General features: G+C 61.9%; 13 protein-coding genes. 6 read left to right on the forward strand and 7 right to left on the reverse strand.

The genetic code is table 11. The annotated features are described in order from the left end of the window. Positions 1-2: 2 nt before the first annotated feature. Both AC1RRC_RS17945 and AC1RRC_RS17950 read right to left on the reverse strand, forming a co-directional pair. Positions 3-1184 carry an efflux RND transporter periplasmic adaptor subunit gene (locus tag AC1RRC_RS17945; protein ID WP_493056877.1) on the reverse strand — a complete coding sequence of 394 codons (1182 nt, stop codon included), beginning with the start codon at positions 1182-1184 and terminating at the stop codon, positions 3-5. 185 nt (positions 1185-1369) lie between these two features. Further along, on the reverse strand, positions 1370-1786 hold the full coding sequence (locus tag AC1RRC_RS17950; RefSeq protein ID WP_493056878.1) for a divergent PAP2 family protein: 417 nt from the start codon (positions 1784-1786) through the stop codon (positions 1370-1372). 120 nt (positions 1787-1906) lie between these two features. Between AC1RRC_RS17950 and AC1RRC_RS17955 the strand changes: the two genes are divergently transcribed. Both AC1RRC_RS17955 and AC1RRC_RS17960 read left to right on the forward strand, forming a co-directional pair. Then, positions 1907-2935, forward strand: a complete 1029-nt coding sequence (locus AC1RRC_RS17955) for a DUF475 domain-containing protein (RefSeq protein ID WP_493056879.1) — start codon at positions 1907-1909, stop codon at positions 2933-2935. 34 nt (positions 2936-2969) lie between these two features. After that, complete coding sequence (locus AC1RRC_RS17960; protein ID WP_493056880.1) at positions 2970-3332, forward strand: DUF8785 domain-containing protein; 363 nt, start codon at positions 2970-2972, stop codon at positions 3330-3332. A 303-nt stretch (positions 3333-3635) separates the two neighbouring features. Here the strand turns inward: AC1RRC_RS17960 and AC1RRC_RS17965 are convergent, their stop codons facing one another. From AC1RRC_RS17965 to AC1RRC_RS17975, 3 genes are all read right to left on the reverse strand, one after another. Then, positions 3636-5495, reverse strand: coding sequence for a DUF3857 domain-containing transglutaminase family protein (locus AC1RRC_RS17965; protein ID WP_493056881.1), 1860 nt, complete (start codon positions 5493-5495; stop codon positions 3636-3638). Positions 5496-5588: 93 nt separating this feature from the next. After that, on the reverse strand, positions 5589-5762 hold the full coding sequence (locus AC1RRC_RS17970) for a hypothetical protein (RefSeq protein WP_493056882.1): 174 nt from the start codon (positions 5760-5762) through the stop codon (positions 5589-5591). A gap of 522 nt (positions 5763-6284) precedes the next feature. Beyond that, positions 6285-7199: a LysR family transcriptional regulator gene (locus tag AC1RRC_RS17975; protein ID WP_493056883.1), complete on the reverse strand. Its 915-nt coding sequence runs from the start codon at positions 7197-7199 to the stop codon at positions 6285-6287. A 120-nt stretch (positions 7200-7319) separates the two neighbouring features. On the opposite strand from AC1RRC_RS17975, the gene lysA reads away from it, so the two are divergent. Continuing rightward, entirely contained in the window at positions 7320-8630 is a 1311-nt protein-coding gene (gene lysA / locus AC1RRC_RS17980) for a diaminopimelate decarboxylase (protein ID WP_493056884.1), read from the forward strand. Positions 8631-8959: 329 nt separating this feature from the next. On the opposite strand, the gene AC1RRC_RS17985 is transcribed toward lysA, so the two are convergent. After that, complete coding sequence (locus AC1RRC_RS17985; protein ID WP_493056885.1) at positions 8960-11299, reverse strand: coiled-coil domain-containing protein; 2340 nt, start codon at positions 11297-11299, stop codon at positions 8960-8962. Between the two features lie 313 nt (positions 11300-11612). Further along, entirely contained in the window at positions 11613-12599 is a 987-nt protein-coding gene (locus AC1RRC_RS17990; protein ID WP_493056886.1) for a serine/threonine protein kinase, read from the reverse strand. 94 nt (positions 12600-12693) lie between these two features. On the opposite strand from AC1RRC_RS17990, the gene AC1RRC_RS17995 reads away from it, so the two are divergent. The 3 genes from AC1RRC_RS17995 (at position 12694) to AC1RRC_RS18005 (ending at position 16791) form a co-directional block, all read left to right on the forward strand. Next, positions 12694-13383 (forward strand): UPF0149 family protein, encoded by a 690-nt coding sequence (locus AC1RRC_RS17995; RefSeq protein ID WP_493056887.1) that lies wholly within the window; start codon positions 12694-12696, stop codon positions 13381-13383. 164 nt (positions 13384-13547) lie between these two features. Beyond that, the gene (locus tag AC1RRC_RS18000) at positions 13548-15416 is read left to right on the forward strand and encodes a DUF1800 domain-containing protein (protein WP_493056888.1); all 1869 of its coding nucleotides are present in this window, start codon (positions 13548-13550) and stop codon (positions 15414-15416) included. 10 nt (positions 15417-15426) lie between these two features. Next, the gene (locus tag AC1RRC_RS18005; protein ID WP_493056889.1) at positions 15427-16791 is read left to right on the forward strand and encodes a DUF1501 domain-containing protein; all 1365 of its coding nucleotides are present in this window, start codon (positions 15427-15429) and stop codon (positions 16789-16791) included. Positions 16792-16801: the final 10 nt, after the last annotated feature.

Genomic DNA, 16801 nt, shown 5'->3' on the forward strand with positions numbered 1-16801 from the left:
GTTTAATTTCCTTTGCTGGCGTCTGCGCCCGGGGTGGATGCCGACGCCACGGTTTTTTGTGCGGCCATCTGCACTTGCTGGCCATCGCGGAAGCCGGACGATGGCGCGCGCATCACCTTGTCGCCTTCGGACAGGCCGGCCAGCACTTGCCACTGGCCGGTGCGCGCATCGCGCGCGCCCAGGTTCACGGTGGTTTTCGCCAGCGCCTTGTTATCCTTGACCTTCCAGGCATACGTGCTGTCGCCCTGGCGCACCAGGGCCATGTCCGGCACCATCAGCGCCGACGTGGTTTCCGCTTCGATGCGGCCTTCCGCGAACAGGCCCGCCACACGCGGCACCTTGTCCGTGAAATCGACCAGCACTTCCACCTGGCGCGTGACCGGGTTGGCGGCCGGGTCGACACGGCGCACCTTGCCGCCAAAGCTTTGGCCCGGGTAGCCATTGATCGCGAATTGCACCGGTTGGCCAACCTTGATCACGCCCACCTTGTCGGCTGAGATGCTGCCTTCGAAGCGCATGCTGGTCGGATCGATCACCTTGATCAACTCCTTGCCGATTTGCGCGGTGTCGCCGTTGGACGCCTTCCGCTCGGACACAATGCCGTCGAACGGGGCGCGCACCTCGGTGCGGTGCAATTGCTGGCGGGCGCCGACGGCGCGCGCCTTGGCCGCGGCCAAATCGCTTTGCGCATTGTTGCGGCGGATTTCCGCATCTTCCATCGCTTGCGCCGACGTCATGCCGGACGCGCGCAGGGTTTTTTGGCGTTCCAGCATGCGGGCCGCCTGTTCCAGCGACTGGGTCGATGCACGCACGGCTTCTTCGGCGGAATTGACGCTGTCGCGCAGCGAGGTGTCATCAAGGCGCACCAGCAAGTCGCCCTTCTTCACCGCTTCGCCATTTTCCTTTAATACTTGCAGAACGATAGCGCTCACTTCGGCGCGCAAATCCGCCTTGCGTTCCGGCTGGATTGAGCCGGTGACAACAGGGCCGGACGCCAGCGCATTGCTGGACACGGTCACCAAATCTTCCGGCGCGACGGACAGGGCCGGCGCTTTCTTGTCATCGGCTTTGGCGGCGGGCGTGCTGGCCGCTTTATCCGCCTTGTCCGTCCCTTTGGCAGGCTCCTTGCCGCAGGCGGCCAGGGCGGAAGCGATGGCGAAGGCTAGAAGGGTTTTGCGCAACATAGATATCTCCGAGATAGGGGAATAGTGCTGGTTTTACACATGCTATAAGCGCTTGAGTATCCGGCAGCGGCTTGATGTGTGTCAATGCGGTCAAGACGGACTGCGCAAATGCACGACCGAAATGCGGATTACGGGGATGAACGGCAAAAAAAATGGGGCAACGCCCCATTTCTTAGTTTATTGGATCAACCAAAAATGGCATGCACCAGGTGGCCGATGCCGATGCCGGTGGCCAGGCCGCCGGCGATTTCCACCAGTGTGTGCCCCATGCGTTCGCGCAGCCACGTGTGCTGGTTGTCGCCATCGGCCAGGCGGTTAATCGCGGCGGCCTGGCGGCCGACGTGCTGGCGCAGGCTGTTGGCGTCGATGATGACGATAAAACACAGGGTGACCGCCACGCCAAAGGCCGGATGCCCGATGCCTTCGCGCAGCGCGATCAGGGTCGCCATGCTCGACACCACCGCACTGTGATTGCTGGGGAAGCCGCCGTTACCGACCAGGTTGAACGCCCAGCGGCGCGCTTTCGCGCTATTAATCAGGAATTTGATCGGGCCGACCGCGGTCCAGGTAATGAGAGGCGTAACAAGGTATGCAAGGTCCATCTGTCTTCCTTCTGAATTGATTACTTCTGTGCAATCGGCCATTATCGCATTCTGTATTGGGGACGGCGAGGGCAAGTGGGCTAAAATCGGCGTGACTGACATAAAAAGGACAACAATCTCATGAAACATTTCCGCATTTCTTTCCTGGTGACCGCCATCTTGCTGTGCGTGGCGGGCTGGTGGGGCTTTGACCGCGGCGGCATGAGCGGTTTGCTGACGGCGCTGTGGATCACCGCCGTGCTGGGCGTGATGGAGGTGTCGCTGTCGTTCGACAACGCCGTGGTGAATGCCGCCGTGCTGAAGAACTGGAACGATTTCTGGCAAAAGCTGTTCCTGACTGTCGGTATCCTGGTGGCGGTGTTCGGCATGCGCCTGCTGTTCCCGCTGCTGATCGTCTCGTTCGCCACCGGCCTGGGGCTGATCGATGTCTGGAACATGGCCTTGACCACGCCCGATGAATATTCACGCTACCTGACCGGCGTTCACGCGGAAGTGGCGGCGTTTGGCGGCGCCTTCCTGCTGCTGGTGTTCCTGAACTTCCTGTTCGATGAAGAAAAAGAATTGCACTGGCTGGGCCTGATCGAGGAAAAGCTGGGCAGTTGGGGCAGCGAAGGCTTGTCGACCCTGCTGGCCTTGCTGGCCGTGCTGGCGTGCGTGGGCCTGGTGCCGGAATTTAAAAAGCTCAGCGTGCTGATGTCGGGCGTGATCGGTATCGCCGTGTATGTGGCGGTGGACTGGATCAGCGGCCTGCTGGAAGATGAAGAACACGACCCGGACACGGGCGTGGCGCTGGCCAAGGGCGGCATTGGCGGCTTCATGTACTTGGAAGTGCTCGATGCCTCGTTCAGTTTTGACGGCGTGATCGGCGCCTTTGCCATCACCACCGATGTCGTCATCATCATGCTGGGCCTGGCGATCGGCGCCATGTTCGTGCGGTCGCTGACGGTGTTCCTGGTCCACAAGGGCACGCTGGACGAGTTCGTGTTCCTGGAACACGGCGCGCACTATGCCATCGGCATCCTGGCGCTGATCATGCTGGCCAGCGTGAAGTACCACATCCCGGAATGGTTCACCGGTTTGTCGGGGGTGGCGTTCATTCTTGTGTCGCTGTGGTCGTCGGTAAGGCACCGCAATGCCACCGCGCAGTGATACGATGGCAACTTTGTCACTCTAAACAAACCCTATGTCCCGACTGAAGCTGATTATTCCCGGCGTTTTGCTGGGCGCCGCCCTGATTTTTGCCGCCTACGCGTGGATTGCCTTGTCCGTTTCCTATTCGGAAGGCGAGCGCGCGGGCTACCTGCAAAAGTTTTCAAAGCGGGGCTGGATTTGCAAGACGTGGGAGGGTGAATTGCTGCTGACGTCGATGCCGGGCGCGATTCCCGAGAAATTCGAGTTCAGCGTGCGCGACCCGCAAGTGGCCGAGCAAATGATGGCAGCCACCGGCAAGCGCGTGCGGATCACCTACGAGCAGCATAAAGGGGTCCCGACCTCGTGCTTTGGCGAAACCGAGTACTACGCGGCCAGGGTGCAAGTCCAGCCTTAAACCGCCCCTCCCGACAGCCGGGCCGCCATGGCCCGGCACGTTTCCCGCGACACGTCCGCACAGCAAACACGAACACGAACACTGGCCGTAGCCCTTTTTACGGCAGTCTCCTGTCATTCAGACAAGAAGTGATCAATGCTGCCAACGACATGGCGAAAACCTTCAACTTGACGGGGCACCTGCAAAGCGTCGCCGATCGCAACGGCCGTAGCACCACCTATACCTACAGCGACGCCGCAACCCTGACTACTGCATTGGCCCGCCTCGGTGGATGACTTACCGAGGCGGTATTTCAGCAGCCTGCTAGCGTGCCGTGCTTTGCAAAATGACCTGACTCCTCAAGTCACGGATAATCCGCGTCAGGATGCCAAACATAGAATGGTATTCGCTGGCTGTGCACACGGCGCCAGGATGCTTGAACCCGAGAATACGCTTTACGACAATCTTGCCCGATTCCATCGAATATTCGGACCGATACTCAAAATGATCGTCTTGCAGAGAGACGGATTTCGGTAAAGCCAGCGCGCTCAGAGTCGCAGGCAACGTATAACTTGCGCGCTCTTCCACCGCCAGGTTCAGGCAAATGAAATCCTGGCTCCTGTTCCCTGCTATCGTCAACGGCGTCAAGCTATTGCGCAAATCATTGGTCAGACTGCTATCCAAGGTAATAGCAACCGGCCCAGGCAAGTCCACAAACTCGTTTTCATGCCCGCTGAGTTCGACCGTCACGCTATCCCGGGCGGCGCTGGCCTCAACTTTTTTTATACTTCCCGCGCCGTCCTTTCCCTTGGATGAGACCAATTTCTTTACCACATAGTCCAGGTCCGACTGCATGGCATTATCGACAAAATAAATCACTTCGCCCGCCGCCTTGCCCCGGGTGGTCTGGCGCTGCACGAAATTTGCCGTACCATTGCCCAGCACCTTGATTTCTGATTCATTTTTAATCAGATGTAACTGTTGCCGAGGTGTATGTGCGATGGTACCTGTATGCGTAAGTAATACCGCTTTGTCGATGTCGCCGTCGGGCAAATAATTTTCACTCGTGGCAGCGGAAGTGGAGTCCAGGTATAAGTCCAGGCTCGGCACGTAGGTAATGACGTGATTGAATGTGATCGGGACCGAAGACAGTTTGTAGGAAGGGCCCTGGTTGATCAGCGCCGGTGTGCTCTCGATGCCTGCTGCCTGGAGCAGGGCTTCCATAAGGGTAACGTGATCTTTGCAATCGCCATAGCGATTGTCGAGGATCGTGAGCGATGAATGGGGGACCACGCCTCCCGGCCCCACATAAACCGCAACGTAGCGAATATTTTGCCGTACCCAATTATAAATTGCCCTGGCCTTTGCACCTGGATCGGCCAGATTGCCGACTATCTGTTTAGCAAGCGCAGTTATCCTGGCATCGACAATGACCTTGCTGCTGGCCCGCAGGTCATAGGCTCGCGCCAGGGCAGCGTAATCTGCAAATGTAGAAACAAACAATCTGCGGCCATAATCGGTGTAGGCCACCGCACCGGCCTCCATAGCCTGGTTCTCACCCGGCACGTAATCCCAGCGATAGATTTTCCGGCCCGCTCCGGCTACCGGCTGCGCAGCCCGGAAGCCCATGCTATCCGCATACAAGGGCAATTCTTCAGGCATGTCATAAGTCATGCTCATCCGACCGACCGCATTAAATTCACCCAAGGTGACGTCTTCGAACTGGCCGGGATATAAAGGCTGGGTACATATCACCCTATAGGTGTAGACCAGCCGGTCTCCTACGGCCACCTCCGGAAATATCAGCACCTTCACTCGGCTGTCCTGGAACATCGGTGCTTCGGTCGAGATGCGTTCCTGCTGATCCTTTATCTGGTCTGGCTTGACCAAGACGCGGCGCCCGTCCGGTTTTTGCGTATAGGCTTGCACTACCTCGATTTTTTGCAGGGAGCTGTTATAAGTGATCGGCTGCTGCGCCAACGCCTTGACCGCCCGCTCTTCCTTAATAAACAAGACATGCTCCGTGGTTTGCACATAGCTGCCATCCTTATTTACTACATAATGCGCAACAAAGCGCTCATGGGTGAAAGATGTATCTGTGCCATCATCGCCAGCGTAGGCAATGTTGATGCAACCGAGCAAACCAATTGAGATAGCCGTTAATATATGTTTAAAAAACATCATTACCTTACTTTCCAACCCAGCAGAAATTGATCGTGCAAGAAATGCCTGTTCCGAAATTTTTTACCAGAGCACCACATGCCGAAAGCAGTCCCATCAGCCCAGATGGGCGCTAGTATTTTTTACGGGTGGATCGGATATTTTCCCCCACAAGTTCCTGAAGAATATTTTCAACAACAGCGCGACCAGCACAGAATAAATTTCAACAATTCCGCCGACAAGAGCTCCCTTGAGCAACCACGCTGCAATTAAGCAGCCTGTCGTTTGCATAAGGCACCCTCCGCACACGCTGCGAATTATATATTTAAAAAAAATATCAATGCAATAATAAAATAAGAATTAATACAAGGAATTTAAAACAAATATTTTTAGCCGTTTGTATAGTCGAAAAGTCGTTTCTGGACGACGAAATCCGCATAGAAAGGCAGAACAGGGCACCGCTGACCTGTGCGCTTAACCCTGGCGCATTTCACTGCGCGTCATCCGCGAAATGGCCAATGGCGCGCTGGAAAAGATGGATGGCCTGTTCGCCGGCAAGGAGGTGAACTTTTTTTCTATGCACAATGGAAAAGCTGATTTTCCTCGTGACATATGTTAGGCGCATACTGGAGAACTTAAGATTGCGTGGTCAATCTGCAGGCAAAGCGGGGCGAAGTTGTGAGCACCTGTATGGTGTGTAGATGGGCATGTATTCTCAATAGAATATAAGACTCCCTTCACAGTTTTTTGAGCAAGAGGCGCAAGGTGAATGGAACGTAAATTGTCATATTGAAAACCAGCCTGCGTGAATATTTACATGCACGACAGCCGGGCCGCCATGGCCCGGCAAGTCTCCCGCAACACTTCCGCACAGCGCAGCACCCCGGCCGACGCCGGCCGGTGGCTGGGCGTCACCAAACTCACCGTATAGGGAATCGAAAACGCCAGCGGGCGCAGTTGCACGCCGCGCGCCGCGTATTCCAGCGCCGTCAGCGGATTGACAATGGCAATGCCGGCGCCCAGCGCCACCGTGGCGCACACCGCGCCGGCGCTGTGGGTTTCCACCGCCATGCGGCGCGTGACGCCGGCGTCGCGCAGCAAATTGTCGGCCTTCAGCCGGTACGGATCTTCCGGCGCCAGGCAGATAAAATCCACGCCCTGGAAATCCGCCGGCGCCAGCACGGTGCGGCGGCACAGTGCATGCCCTTCAGGCAGCACGCCCACCAGGTCCGCCTGCAGCAAGGTTTCCGCCGCCGTACCGGGCGGAGCTTCGCTGTCTTCCGTCAGGCCCAGGTGATAGCGCTGGGCCGACAGCGCATCCTGCAGCCCCGGCGCTTCCAGCGGCGTGATGCTGACCTGGATCCCGGGATGGCGCAACTGCAGCTGGCGGCACGCCTGCGGCAACACGTTATGCGAAAACGCGGGCAGGCAGGCCACTGACAATTGCCACTGGCGGTGATGGCGGATCGCATCGGCCGTGCTGGCAATGCGCTGCAGGCCGACGTAGCTGCGCTGCACTTCGTCATACAGCATCAGGGCCTGCTCGGTCGGCGCCAGCTTGCCGCCGCTGCGTTCAAACAAGGCCAGTCCCGTCAATTTTTCAAAGCGGCTCAGTTCACGGCTGATGGTCGGCTGCGACGTATGCAGCAGCGCGGCGGCAGCCGTGGCGCTGCCGGTCGACATCACGGCGCTGAAGATTTCCACATGGCGGAAGTTGAAATTCATCATTCACTGGTGTATGGATTTATAACCAGCATATCAGTAATGCATAGAGCATGAACAAATGGATATTTTTTTAATTTCCTGCCGCGCCGCATAATTTTCTCCATCGTATTGATGGGGAAAGAGATGGAGCACTTCAGTTATATCGACGGCAACCTGCAGGTGGAAGGCATCCCCGCGCAAGACCTCGTGGACAGCTTTGGCAGCCCGGTGTATGTGTATTCAGCTAACGCCTTGCGCGATCATGTGACCGCCTTGCGGCACGCGTTTGCGCCGGTGGCGCCGCTGATGTGCTATTCAGTGAAAAGCTGCAGCAACCTCAGCGTGCTGCAATTGCTGGTGCGGCAAGGCTGTGGCATGGATGTTGTCAGCGGCGGTGAATTACAGCGCGCGCTGGCGGCGGGCGCGCTACCGGCCACCATCGTGTTTGCCGGGGTCGGCAAGTCGGCCGATGAAATCCGCCTGGCGCTGGAGACCGGCATTTTCATGTTCAACGCGGAATCCGAAGCGGAACTGGAACGCATCGATGCCATAGCCGGCGAACTGGACAAGCGCGCCAGGGTGGCGCTGCGCATCAATCCCGATGTCGCCGATGCCGCCACGCCGGACAAGACCGCCACTGGCGGCCGCCACACCAAGTTCGGCATCCCGCTGACGCGCGCGCTGCCGCTGTACCGCCCGGGCCGCTACCGCCACGCCGACGTGTGCGGCGTGCATATCCACCTGGGGTCGCCGATTCCCGATGCGGGCACGTACGTGGCGGGCATCGACCGCGTGGAGCGGTTGATCGGGCAGGTGGAGGCGCTGGGCGGACGGATTGATACGGTCAATATTGGCGGCGGATTCCCGGTCTCGTATGGGACAGCGGACACCACGCCGCCCCTGGCAGAGATCGGCCGCATCCTGTGCGAACAGCTGGCGCGCCTGCATGCGCAGGGCAAGCGCATCGTCATCGAACCGGGCCGCTCCATCAGCGCCAACGCGGGACTGTTGCTGGCCACGGTCGAATACATGAAACAAGGCTGGGACCGGGGTATTGCCATCCTCGACGCGGGGATGAATACCTTGCTGCGGCCCGCCATGTATGGCGCGCGGCACGTGATCTGGCCGGTGGCCGATGGCGGGGCGGCCGGTCCATGGCGCACGGTGGCCGAACGCGGCGGCGTGGCGGTGGTGGCGGTCGACGTGGCCGGGCCGATTTGCGAAACCGGCGACTTGTTTGCCCGGGCGCGCCCGTTGCCGCCGCTGGCCCCAGGCCAGGTGTTGGCGGTGTTTTCCAGCGGCGCTTATGGCATGAGCATGGCCAGCCAGTACAACTCGCGGCCACGGCCGGCGGAAGTCATGGTTGATGGCGGGCGTGCCCGGGAAATCCGGGCGCGGGAAAACGTGGAGCAATTGCTGGGGCCGGAATTGGCGGGGTTACTCGGCACGGAGTGAGCTGTTGGCTGTTGGCTGTGGGCTGTGGGCTGTGGGCTGTGGGCTGTGGGCTGTGGGCTGTGGGCTGTGGGCTGTTGGCTGTCGGCTGAGGCTGAAGCTGAAGCAGAGGGCTGAGGGCTGAGGGCTGAGGCTGAGGGCTGGAGCTGGGCCCGGGGCGGCGCTGGTGCTGGCGCCTTGCGGCTGGGTGGCGGCTTGGTGCGGGCACGGCGGCTTCCGCCAAGGCGGAAACCGCACTACGGAAGTTCGTCATTAGTGTTGGTGATGGGCGGGTATGGCTACCACATAGGGCGGCTCTTACGGGGACGCCGAGTCAAAGCCGCCGGCCTGGTTCAACGGCCGCGCCACACGGCGCCCACCGACTCCGCGGTTTCCTTCAAGCGCACAATGACGTCACGCGCCAGCGATTCCGACTGTTCCTGCTCCGCACGGGCGCGGGCGGCGGCCAGTGCGCCGGAAAAGCTGCCTTCTTCGACAGCGAGGCGGTTTTGTTCACGGGCTTGCGCCAGTTTTTCCTCGATCGCCGACAGGGCGTTTTGCGCCGCGTGCTGGCGGCGGGATTCCAGGTCCAGCAATTCCTGCTTGGCGGCCGTCATGGCTTGCGTGGTGTCGGCCACCTTGCGCTGCATGGCGGCGTGGGCTTGGGCGGTTTCCAGCAGTTTTTTCTGTTCGGCAGCCTTGTCCAGCGCGGCTTGCGCGGCGGCTTGCGCGGCCAGTTCGCACTGGCGCGCCAGCTCCAGCTGGTCGTGTTCGGCTGCGGCGCGCACACGGGCCGCTTCCGCAGTGGCCTGTTCGGAGACAAGGCGCGCTTCCACGGCTTTGGCGGCGCGCAATTCCGACGCTTCCGCCTGGCGCTGCGCCGCCAGTTTGTCATCGATGGCGGCCAGGGTGGCGCGCTCGGCGGCAACAAACGCTTGCTCCGCTTCCAGCAGTGCTTGCGTGCGCGCCAGTTTTTCTTCCTCGGCACGGAATTTTTGCTGCGTGACGTCGCCCAGCTCGATCGCCAGGCGCGCCTGGGCCGATGCGGCTTGCGCGGCGGCGGCCTTGGCATCGGCTTCCAGCACCACTTGCTCCGTCATCTGGCGCAGCGCGGCGGCTTCCTGGGTCGCGACATCGGCCAGACGCTGTTCTTCCTCGCATTGGCGGCGCAAGGCGTCGGCCTGCTCCGCTTCGGCGGCGGCGCGCACATCGGCCGCTTCCTGCGCCAGTTGTTCCGCCGCCAGGCGTTCCTTCAGTGCGGCAATGGCTTGCTGTTCGGCCGCCACGCGCGACTGCTCGGCCTGCGCCAGTTGCGCGGCCAGTGCGGCTTTTTCCTCGGCCAGCACAGCGGCTTGCTGCCGGGCTTCAGCCTGCACCGCCAGCGCGGCCAGTTCCGCCTGTTCCGCATCGTTATGGATTGCCGCCAGGCTGGCGGTGGCGCGCGCCAACGTCGCGCGTTCGTCCGCCAGTTGGGCGGCGCGCTGCTGTTCCACCACTTCCATGCGGGCCGCTTCGGCAGCGGCTTGCTCTGCGGCCTGGCGCTGCTGGATTTGTTCGACGGCGTGCGCTTCCGCTTCGACCTTGGCCAGGGTATCGATTTCGGCCTGCTGTTCCGCTTCCACGCGGGCCATGGCGGCGGCGCGCAGCTGGCGGTCGGCTTCGATGCGGGCTTCGGTGGCGGCCATGATGCGGGCATCGGCGTCGCGGCGCGCTTCGGCGCTGGCGACCGCCATGGCTTCCAGGCGCTCGCGGTGAATCGCGGCGTCACGGATTTCTTTTTCCGTTTGCAGGCGCAGGCGCAGCGATTGCGCGGCGCTGCGTTCGGATTCCATTTTGGCCAGCGCGATCTGTTCGTGTTCCTGTTCCAGGTGGGCACGGGCGCGCGCTTCTTCCAGCGCGCGGGCTTCGGCGGCGGCGCGGCTGAAGGCGGCTTCCATCGCAACCTGGTCGGCGCGCTCGCGCTGCACCGTCAATTCCAGCGCATCGGCTTCCGTTGCCGCCAGGGTTTGCGCGGTCTGGCGCGCGGCGGCGGCCTGCCGTTCATGCTCACGGGCCAGGGTGGCGAGACGGGCGTCGGCCGAGGCGATGCCCACGACTTCTTCACGGGCGGCCTGCACGGCAGCCAGGCGTTCGGCCGCGTGCAGGCGCGCTTGGCCGGTTTGCACCGCCAGGTCGTCGGCCGCGCGGGACGCCTGTTCCGCCAGTTCGGCTTCGGCGGCAATCTGTTCGGCCGCACGGCGGCGGCTGACTTCTTCGGCGCGGGTGCGCAGCTCCGCGGCCTGGCGCACATCGTTATCGGCCTGGGCGCGGGCGCGCAATTCGACGGTCTCCTGCTTGACGGCTTCCAGCCGCGCGACGCTGGCTTCGGCGGCGGCGCGCAAGCTTTCCAGGCGCTCGCGGTCGGCGTGGATTGCAGCTTCCGCCGCCTGCGCATTTTTCAACGCCACGGCGGCCGCTTCCGCATCCATCGCGGCGCGGTCATCGGCCAGCGCGCGGGCGCGGGCTTCGGCGTGGGCGCGGCTTTCCGCGGAACAGGCGGCGCGGGCTTCGGCTTCCACCCGGGCAATTGCTTCCGAGATCGACTTCATGTCCATGTGCTGGCGCGGCGCGGCAGCCTCAGCAGGCGCCCCCGCGGACACGCTCACCGATGCATCTTCTGGCAGGGACAGGTCGTGGAAGGAATGCGCTGGCATGGAAGACTCGCGATGGTTGGAAGCACGGCGGAATTACCGTACCACCATTATCAACGCCGCCCCGCCAGCCCCAACGCCCGATCAGGCGGGAAAACACCCGCCAATTCGCCGCTTTCCAAAAAAGTTACGCACGAATGCACGCCTGGCCCCACCGGTGGGGTCAGGCGTGCGTTCGTGTATTCCTTGGCAATCCGGCCAACGACCGCCCGCAACGGCGCGGCGCCATGAGGTGGTGTCAGGCGTGCAATCGTGCGATTCTACTACACAGTCTGGCAGCGAATGCATCAATGCACGCCTGACCCCACTGGGGGGGTTAAACAGGGAGCGGGGGTTCGTCCATCAGCGCGATTTGTTCGCGCAGTTCGAGGATGCGGTCTTGCCAGTAGCGCTGGGTGTTGAACCAGGGGAAGGCTGTGGGGAAGGCAGGGTCGTCCCAACGGCGCGCCAGCCAGGCCGAGTAATGTAATAAGCGCAAGGTGCGCAGGGCTTCCACCAGGTGCATTTCGCGGCTGTCGAAGTCGCAGAAATCTTCATAGCCGGCCAGGATGTCCGCCATTTGCCGCACCATGTCGCCGCGCTCGCCGGACAGCATCATCCATAAATCCTGGATGGCCGGCCCGGTGCGGCTGTCGTCGAAATCGACAAAATGCGGGCCGGCGTCGGTCCACAGCACATTGCCACCATGACAATCCCCGTGCAGCCGCAACACCGCCACGTCCCCTGCCCGCTCATAACAGCGCGCCACGCCATCGAGTGCGCAATCGACGGTGGTGGTCCACGCCGCCCGCAGGTCCGGTGGTATAAATTCGTGTGCCAGCAAGAAGTCGCGCGATTCGCGTCCAAACGAATCCGGCGTCAATGCCGGACGCTCCACGAACAGCCGGACCCGGCCCATCGCATGGATGCGGCCGATAAACCGCCCGGTCCACTCCAGCACGGCCGGATCGCCCAGTTCCGGCGCCCGTCCGCCCTTGCGGGGAAACACGGCAAAACGGTAATCCTGGTACGTGTGCAAGGTGCGGCCGTCCAGCGCCAGCGCCGCCACCACGGGAATTTCCTGCTCCGCCAGTTCCGCCACAAACGCATGTTCTTCCAGGATGGCGGCATCGCTCCAGCGCCCCGGCCGGTAAAACTTCGCCACCAGCGGCTGGCCATCTTCGATGCCCACCTGGTACACGCGGTTTTCATAGCTGTTCAGCGCCAGCAGGCGGCCATCGCCGCGCAAGCCCACACTGTCAAGCGCATCGAGCACGCAGTCGGGACTGAGCGCGGCATAAGGGTGTTGGGTGTCGGTCGTCATGGTCACCATTGTACGCGGCGGGGACAATCTCCCGCCACCAACGCGACGGCACGGCGTATACTGGCGGATTAATTATTTCACGCAGGACAAGAACATGAACCTCGAACAGCCATTGAGCGAAAAAGAATTCGACGAACTCGATAACTTCCTGCTGGGAGAACGCAGCCCCGAAGATTCGATGACGATGGACCACTTGCACGGCTATCTGACCGCCATCGCGATCGGCCCGGAACCGATCATGCCGGCGGAATGGCTGCCGAAAGTCTGGGGCCCGGACGGCAAGGATGCCCCCAAGTTCAAGCACGCCAAGGAAGAAGAACGCATCCTCCACCTGATCATGCGCTTCATGAACGAAGTGCTGGTGACGTTTGAAGTCGCGCCGAAGGAATTCGAACCGCTGTTCGTCGAGCACGAAGTCGAAGGCCAGACCCTGATCGATGCGGAAGCCTGGTGCTGGGGCTTCTGGGAAGGCATGGAATTGCGCGAAGGTTCGTGGAATGAAATCTGGGAATCCGACGCGGCCCCGCTGATGCGTCCGATCTACCTGCTGGGCGCCGATGAAATCGAGGAAGACGAGCTGCCGCTGGTGGAAGATCCGCTCAAAGCCCACAAGCTGGCGCAGGAACTGGAAGCGAACTTGCCGGCCATCGCGAAATTCTGGGTGCCGCGCCGCAAAGCGCCCGTCACCACCCAGGTACGCGAAGAACCGAAAGTCGGCCGCAATGACGATTGCCCATGCGGCAGCGGCAAGAAGTACAAAAAGTGCCACGGCGCGGACGCTTAATCGCCCCACTCCACAGCCGGTGTGACAAAAACTGTCACACCGGTTGACAATTTCAGTCACCCGCCCCGCCCCATCCCCCTCCCCTAGTACCAATTCCTGTCACTTTGAGCATGGCATAGAACTTGCCACATGGAAACTCGCTTGCTGATAACAAGGAGAATTCCATGCAACGAAACGCATTCCAACGCTGGGCCGCAGCGTGCCTGCTGAGTTTTGCCACGGCCGCCGGCGCGGCCACCGTCACCATTGAACACACGGCCAAAGGCGAAGTCGCCCTGGGCAGCAAAGTCTGGTTCCTCGGCAAAATCGACGGCAAAGGCGCCTTCATGTATTTTGCCGTCAACGGCATCCCTGGCGGCAATGCCACGGTCGGCACCTTGAATTCGCAAAATGGCGAATATGTCGCCCCGGCCGTCATGCCCGCCAACCGCATCATCACCGTGACCGCCACCACGGCCACCGTGGACAAGTCCACCGGCAGCACCACGCTGACCTTGAAAATGGCGTCCACCACGCCGCCGGCCACCACCCCGACATCCCCCACGTCGCCAGCAACGCCGACGACACCCTCCACGCCCACCACGCCGCCCCCGCTGGGCCAGCAACCAGCGCTTGACCCCGCCACGGTGGCGGCAGCGCGCCTGCTGGAACAGGCCACCTTCGGCCCCACGGCGGCCGACATCGCCCAAGTCAAAACCCTGGGCGCTTCCGCCTGGCTGAACCAGCAATTCGCACTGGCGCCCAGCGCCCTGCCCGTCACCACGGACATGAATACGCTGCGCTCGACCTGGTACAAAAACATGGCCGGCGGCCAGGACCAGCTGCGCCAGCGCATGGTGTTCGCGCTGTCGCAATTGTTTGTCGTGTCGTCCGACAAGAACCCCTATGCCAATGAGCTGCAACCCTGGCTTACCACCCTGAACACGCACGCGTTTGGCAATTTCAAAGCCCTGTTGCGCGAAATGTCGCTCAATCCCTCGATGGCGAAATATCTCGACCTCGGCAACAGCATCATCCCCGCCCCGAATGAAAACTATGCGCGCGAAGTCATGCAACTGTTTACCATCGGCCCGGTCATGCTGAACCAGGATGGCAGCGTGCAGACCGACCGCAACGGCGATCCGATTCCCAGCTACGACCAGGCCCGCATCACCGACATGTCGCGCGCCCTGTCCGGCTGGACCTATGCCGGCGCCAGCGCCACCGGCATCAACTGGGAAAACTTCACCGGCCCGCTGCAGCCGCGCGACCGCTATCACGATAAAAACGCCAAGACCCTGCTCATGGGCGTGACGTTACCGGCCGGCCAGACCACGCAGCAGGATTTCGATGCGGTGATGGACAACCTGTTCAACCACCCGAACCTGCCGCCGTTTATCGCCACGCGCCTGATCCGCGCCTTCACCACCAGCAACCCCAGCCCGGCCTACATCAGCCGTGTGGCCGACGTGTTTGCCAGCAGCGCCGGCGGCCGTGGCGATTTGCAGGAAACGTTGCGCGCGGTCTTGCTGGACCCGGAAGCGCGCCAGCCCGATTCCGCCGCAATGCCGGGCAAATTAAAAGACCCGATGCTGCATTCGCTGAGTTTGTTCCGCGCGCTGGGCGCGAAAGTCAATGATCCCAACAACCTGTTCTGGGATTACTTCCTGCTCGGCCAGCGCTTGCTGAACGCACCCAGCGTCTTCAATTTCTATTCGCCATTGACCCGGCTGCCCGGCTCGCCGGACCGCTTCGGCCCGGAATTCCAGGTGTATGCCCCGGCGCTGGCTGTGGCGCGCGCCAATTTCCTGTACCAGTTCCTCAACGGGAATGCCAACGGCATGGTCAGCATCGACATCACGCCCTATGTCAGCGTGGCGGGCGACGTGACCGCCCTGATGAACCTGGTGGATACGACCTTGCTGCAAGGCCGCATGACGCCGGCGGCGCGCAGCGCGATTGCCGCTTCCGTCAGCGCCACCACCGACCGCAAGCAGCGCGCCCTGACCGCGCTCTACCTGACCGCCATCACGGAATTCACCGTACAACAATAAGGAGACGACCATGACATCCACCAACCGCCGCCGCTTCCTCGGCATGGGTGTACAAGCCGGCATGCTGGGCGCGCTGTCGTCGCTGGGCTTGCTGACTGCAAAGCCCGCCCACGCCGCCGTTACCGATTACAAGGCCCTGGTGTGCCTGTACATGTTTGGCGGCAATGACGGCAACAACATGATCGTGCCGCTCGATACCGCCCACTACGGCAAATACAGCGCCATCCGTGGCAACCTGGCCCTGTCGGTCAATGCCAGGACGTTGCTGGGCCAGCGCAGCGCCCCCCTGCAAGGGGTGGCCAATCCCGTCAGCCAGCCATTTGCCTTCCACTACGGCATGCCGGAAATCGACACCCTGTTCGGCCAGGGCCAGGTCGCCGCGCTGCTCAATGTCGGCAGCCTGCGCCAGCCGCTGACCAAGGCGCAATACCAGGCGGGCACGGCACTGCCGCCACAGCTGTTTTCCCATCCCGACCAGCAATTGCAGGCGCAGGCCGGCACGCCTTCCGTGGCCGGCACGGGATGGGGCGGCCGCCTGGTGGATTTGCTGGGCACTGGCGGCGACCTCGACGCGGTGGCGCTCAGTGCCGGCGGCTTGTTTATCGAAGGTGCGAAAACCCACGGCAACCTGATTCCCGGCAATGGCCAGCTGAACCTGGCCGGCATGAATTTCTGGCCCCAGGCCGAAGCCGACAAACGCCGCGCCGCGCTGGTGCAGGTATTGCAGGCCAATCAGCCCAACGCCGTCATGGCGGGCGCCCGGCGCGCGCTGTTGAACGGGATCGAACTGGTCGATGATTTAAAGGCGGCCGCCGGCGGCGCCGCATTGACGACGCCCTTCCCCGGCTACGGCCTGGCGCAGCAACTGAAAACCGTGGCGCAACTGATCCGCCTGCGGGCGCAGCAGGGGCCGGGACGGCAAGTGTATTTCGTGTCGCAGGGCGGCTTCGACACCCACGGCGGCCAGGCCTATCAACAGTTCGACATGCTGCGCCAGGTGTCGCAATCAGTCGCGGCATTCCAGCAGGCGCTGGCGGAAATCGGCGCGCAGCACAACGTGACGACCTTTACCATGTCGGACTTCGGCCGCACCCTGCAGCCCAATACCGGCGGCACCGACCACGCGTGGGGCAATCATCACCTGATCATCGGCGGCGCCGTCAAGGGCGGCCTGTATGGCGAATTCCCCGACTTCACACTGGGCGGCAAGGATGACGCCACCGGGCGCGGTGTGTGGATTCCGCAAATCTCCAACCAGCAATATGGCGCCACCCTGGGCCGCTGGTTTGGCGCGGATGCGGATATGCTGGAGACGCAGGTGTTCAAGAATGAACTGGGGAAATTTGCTGTCAAGGACCTGGGATTCATGAACTAACCGCTGGAAC

Source organism: Pseudoduganella sp. GW821-FHT12E03 (assembly GCF_058807115.1).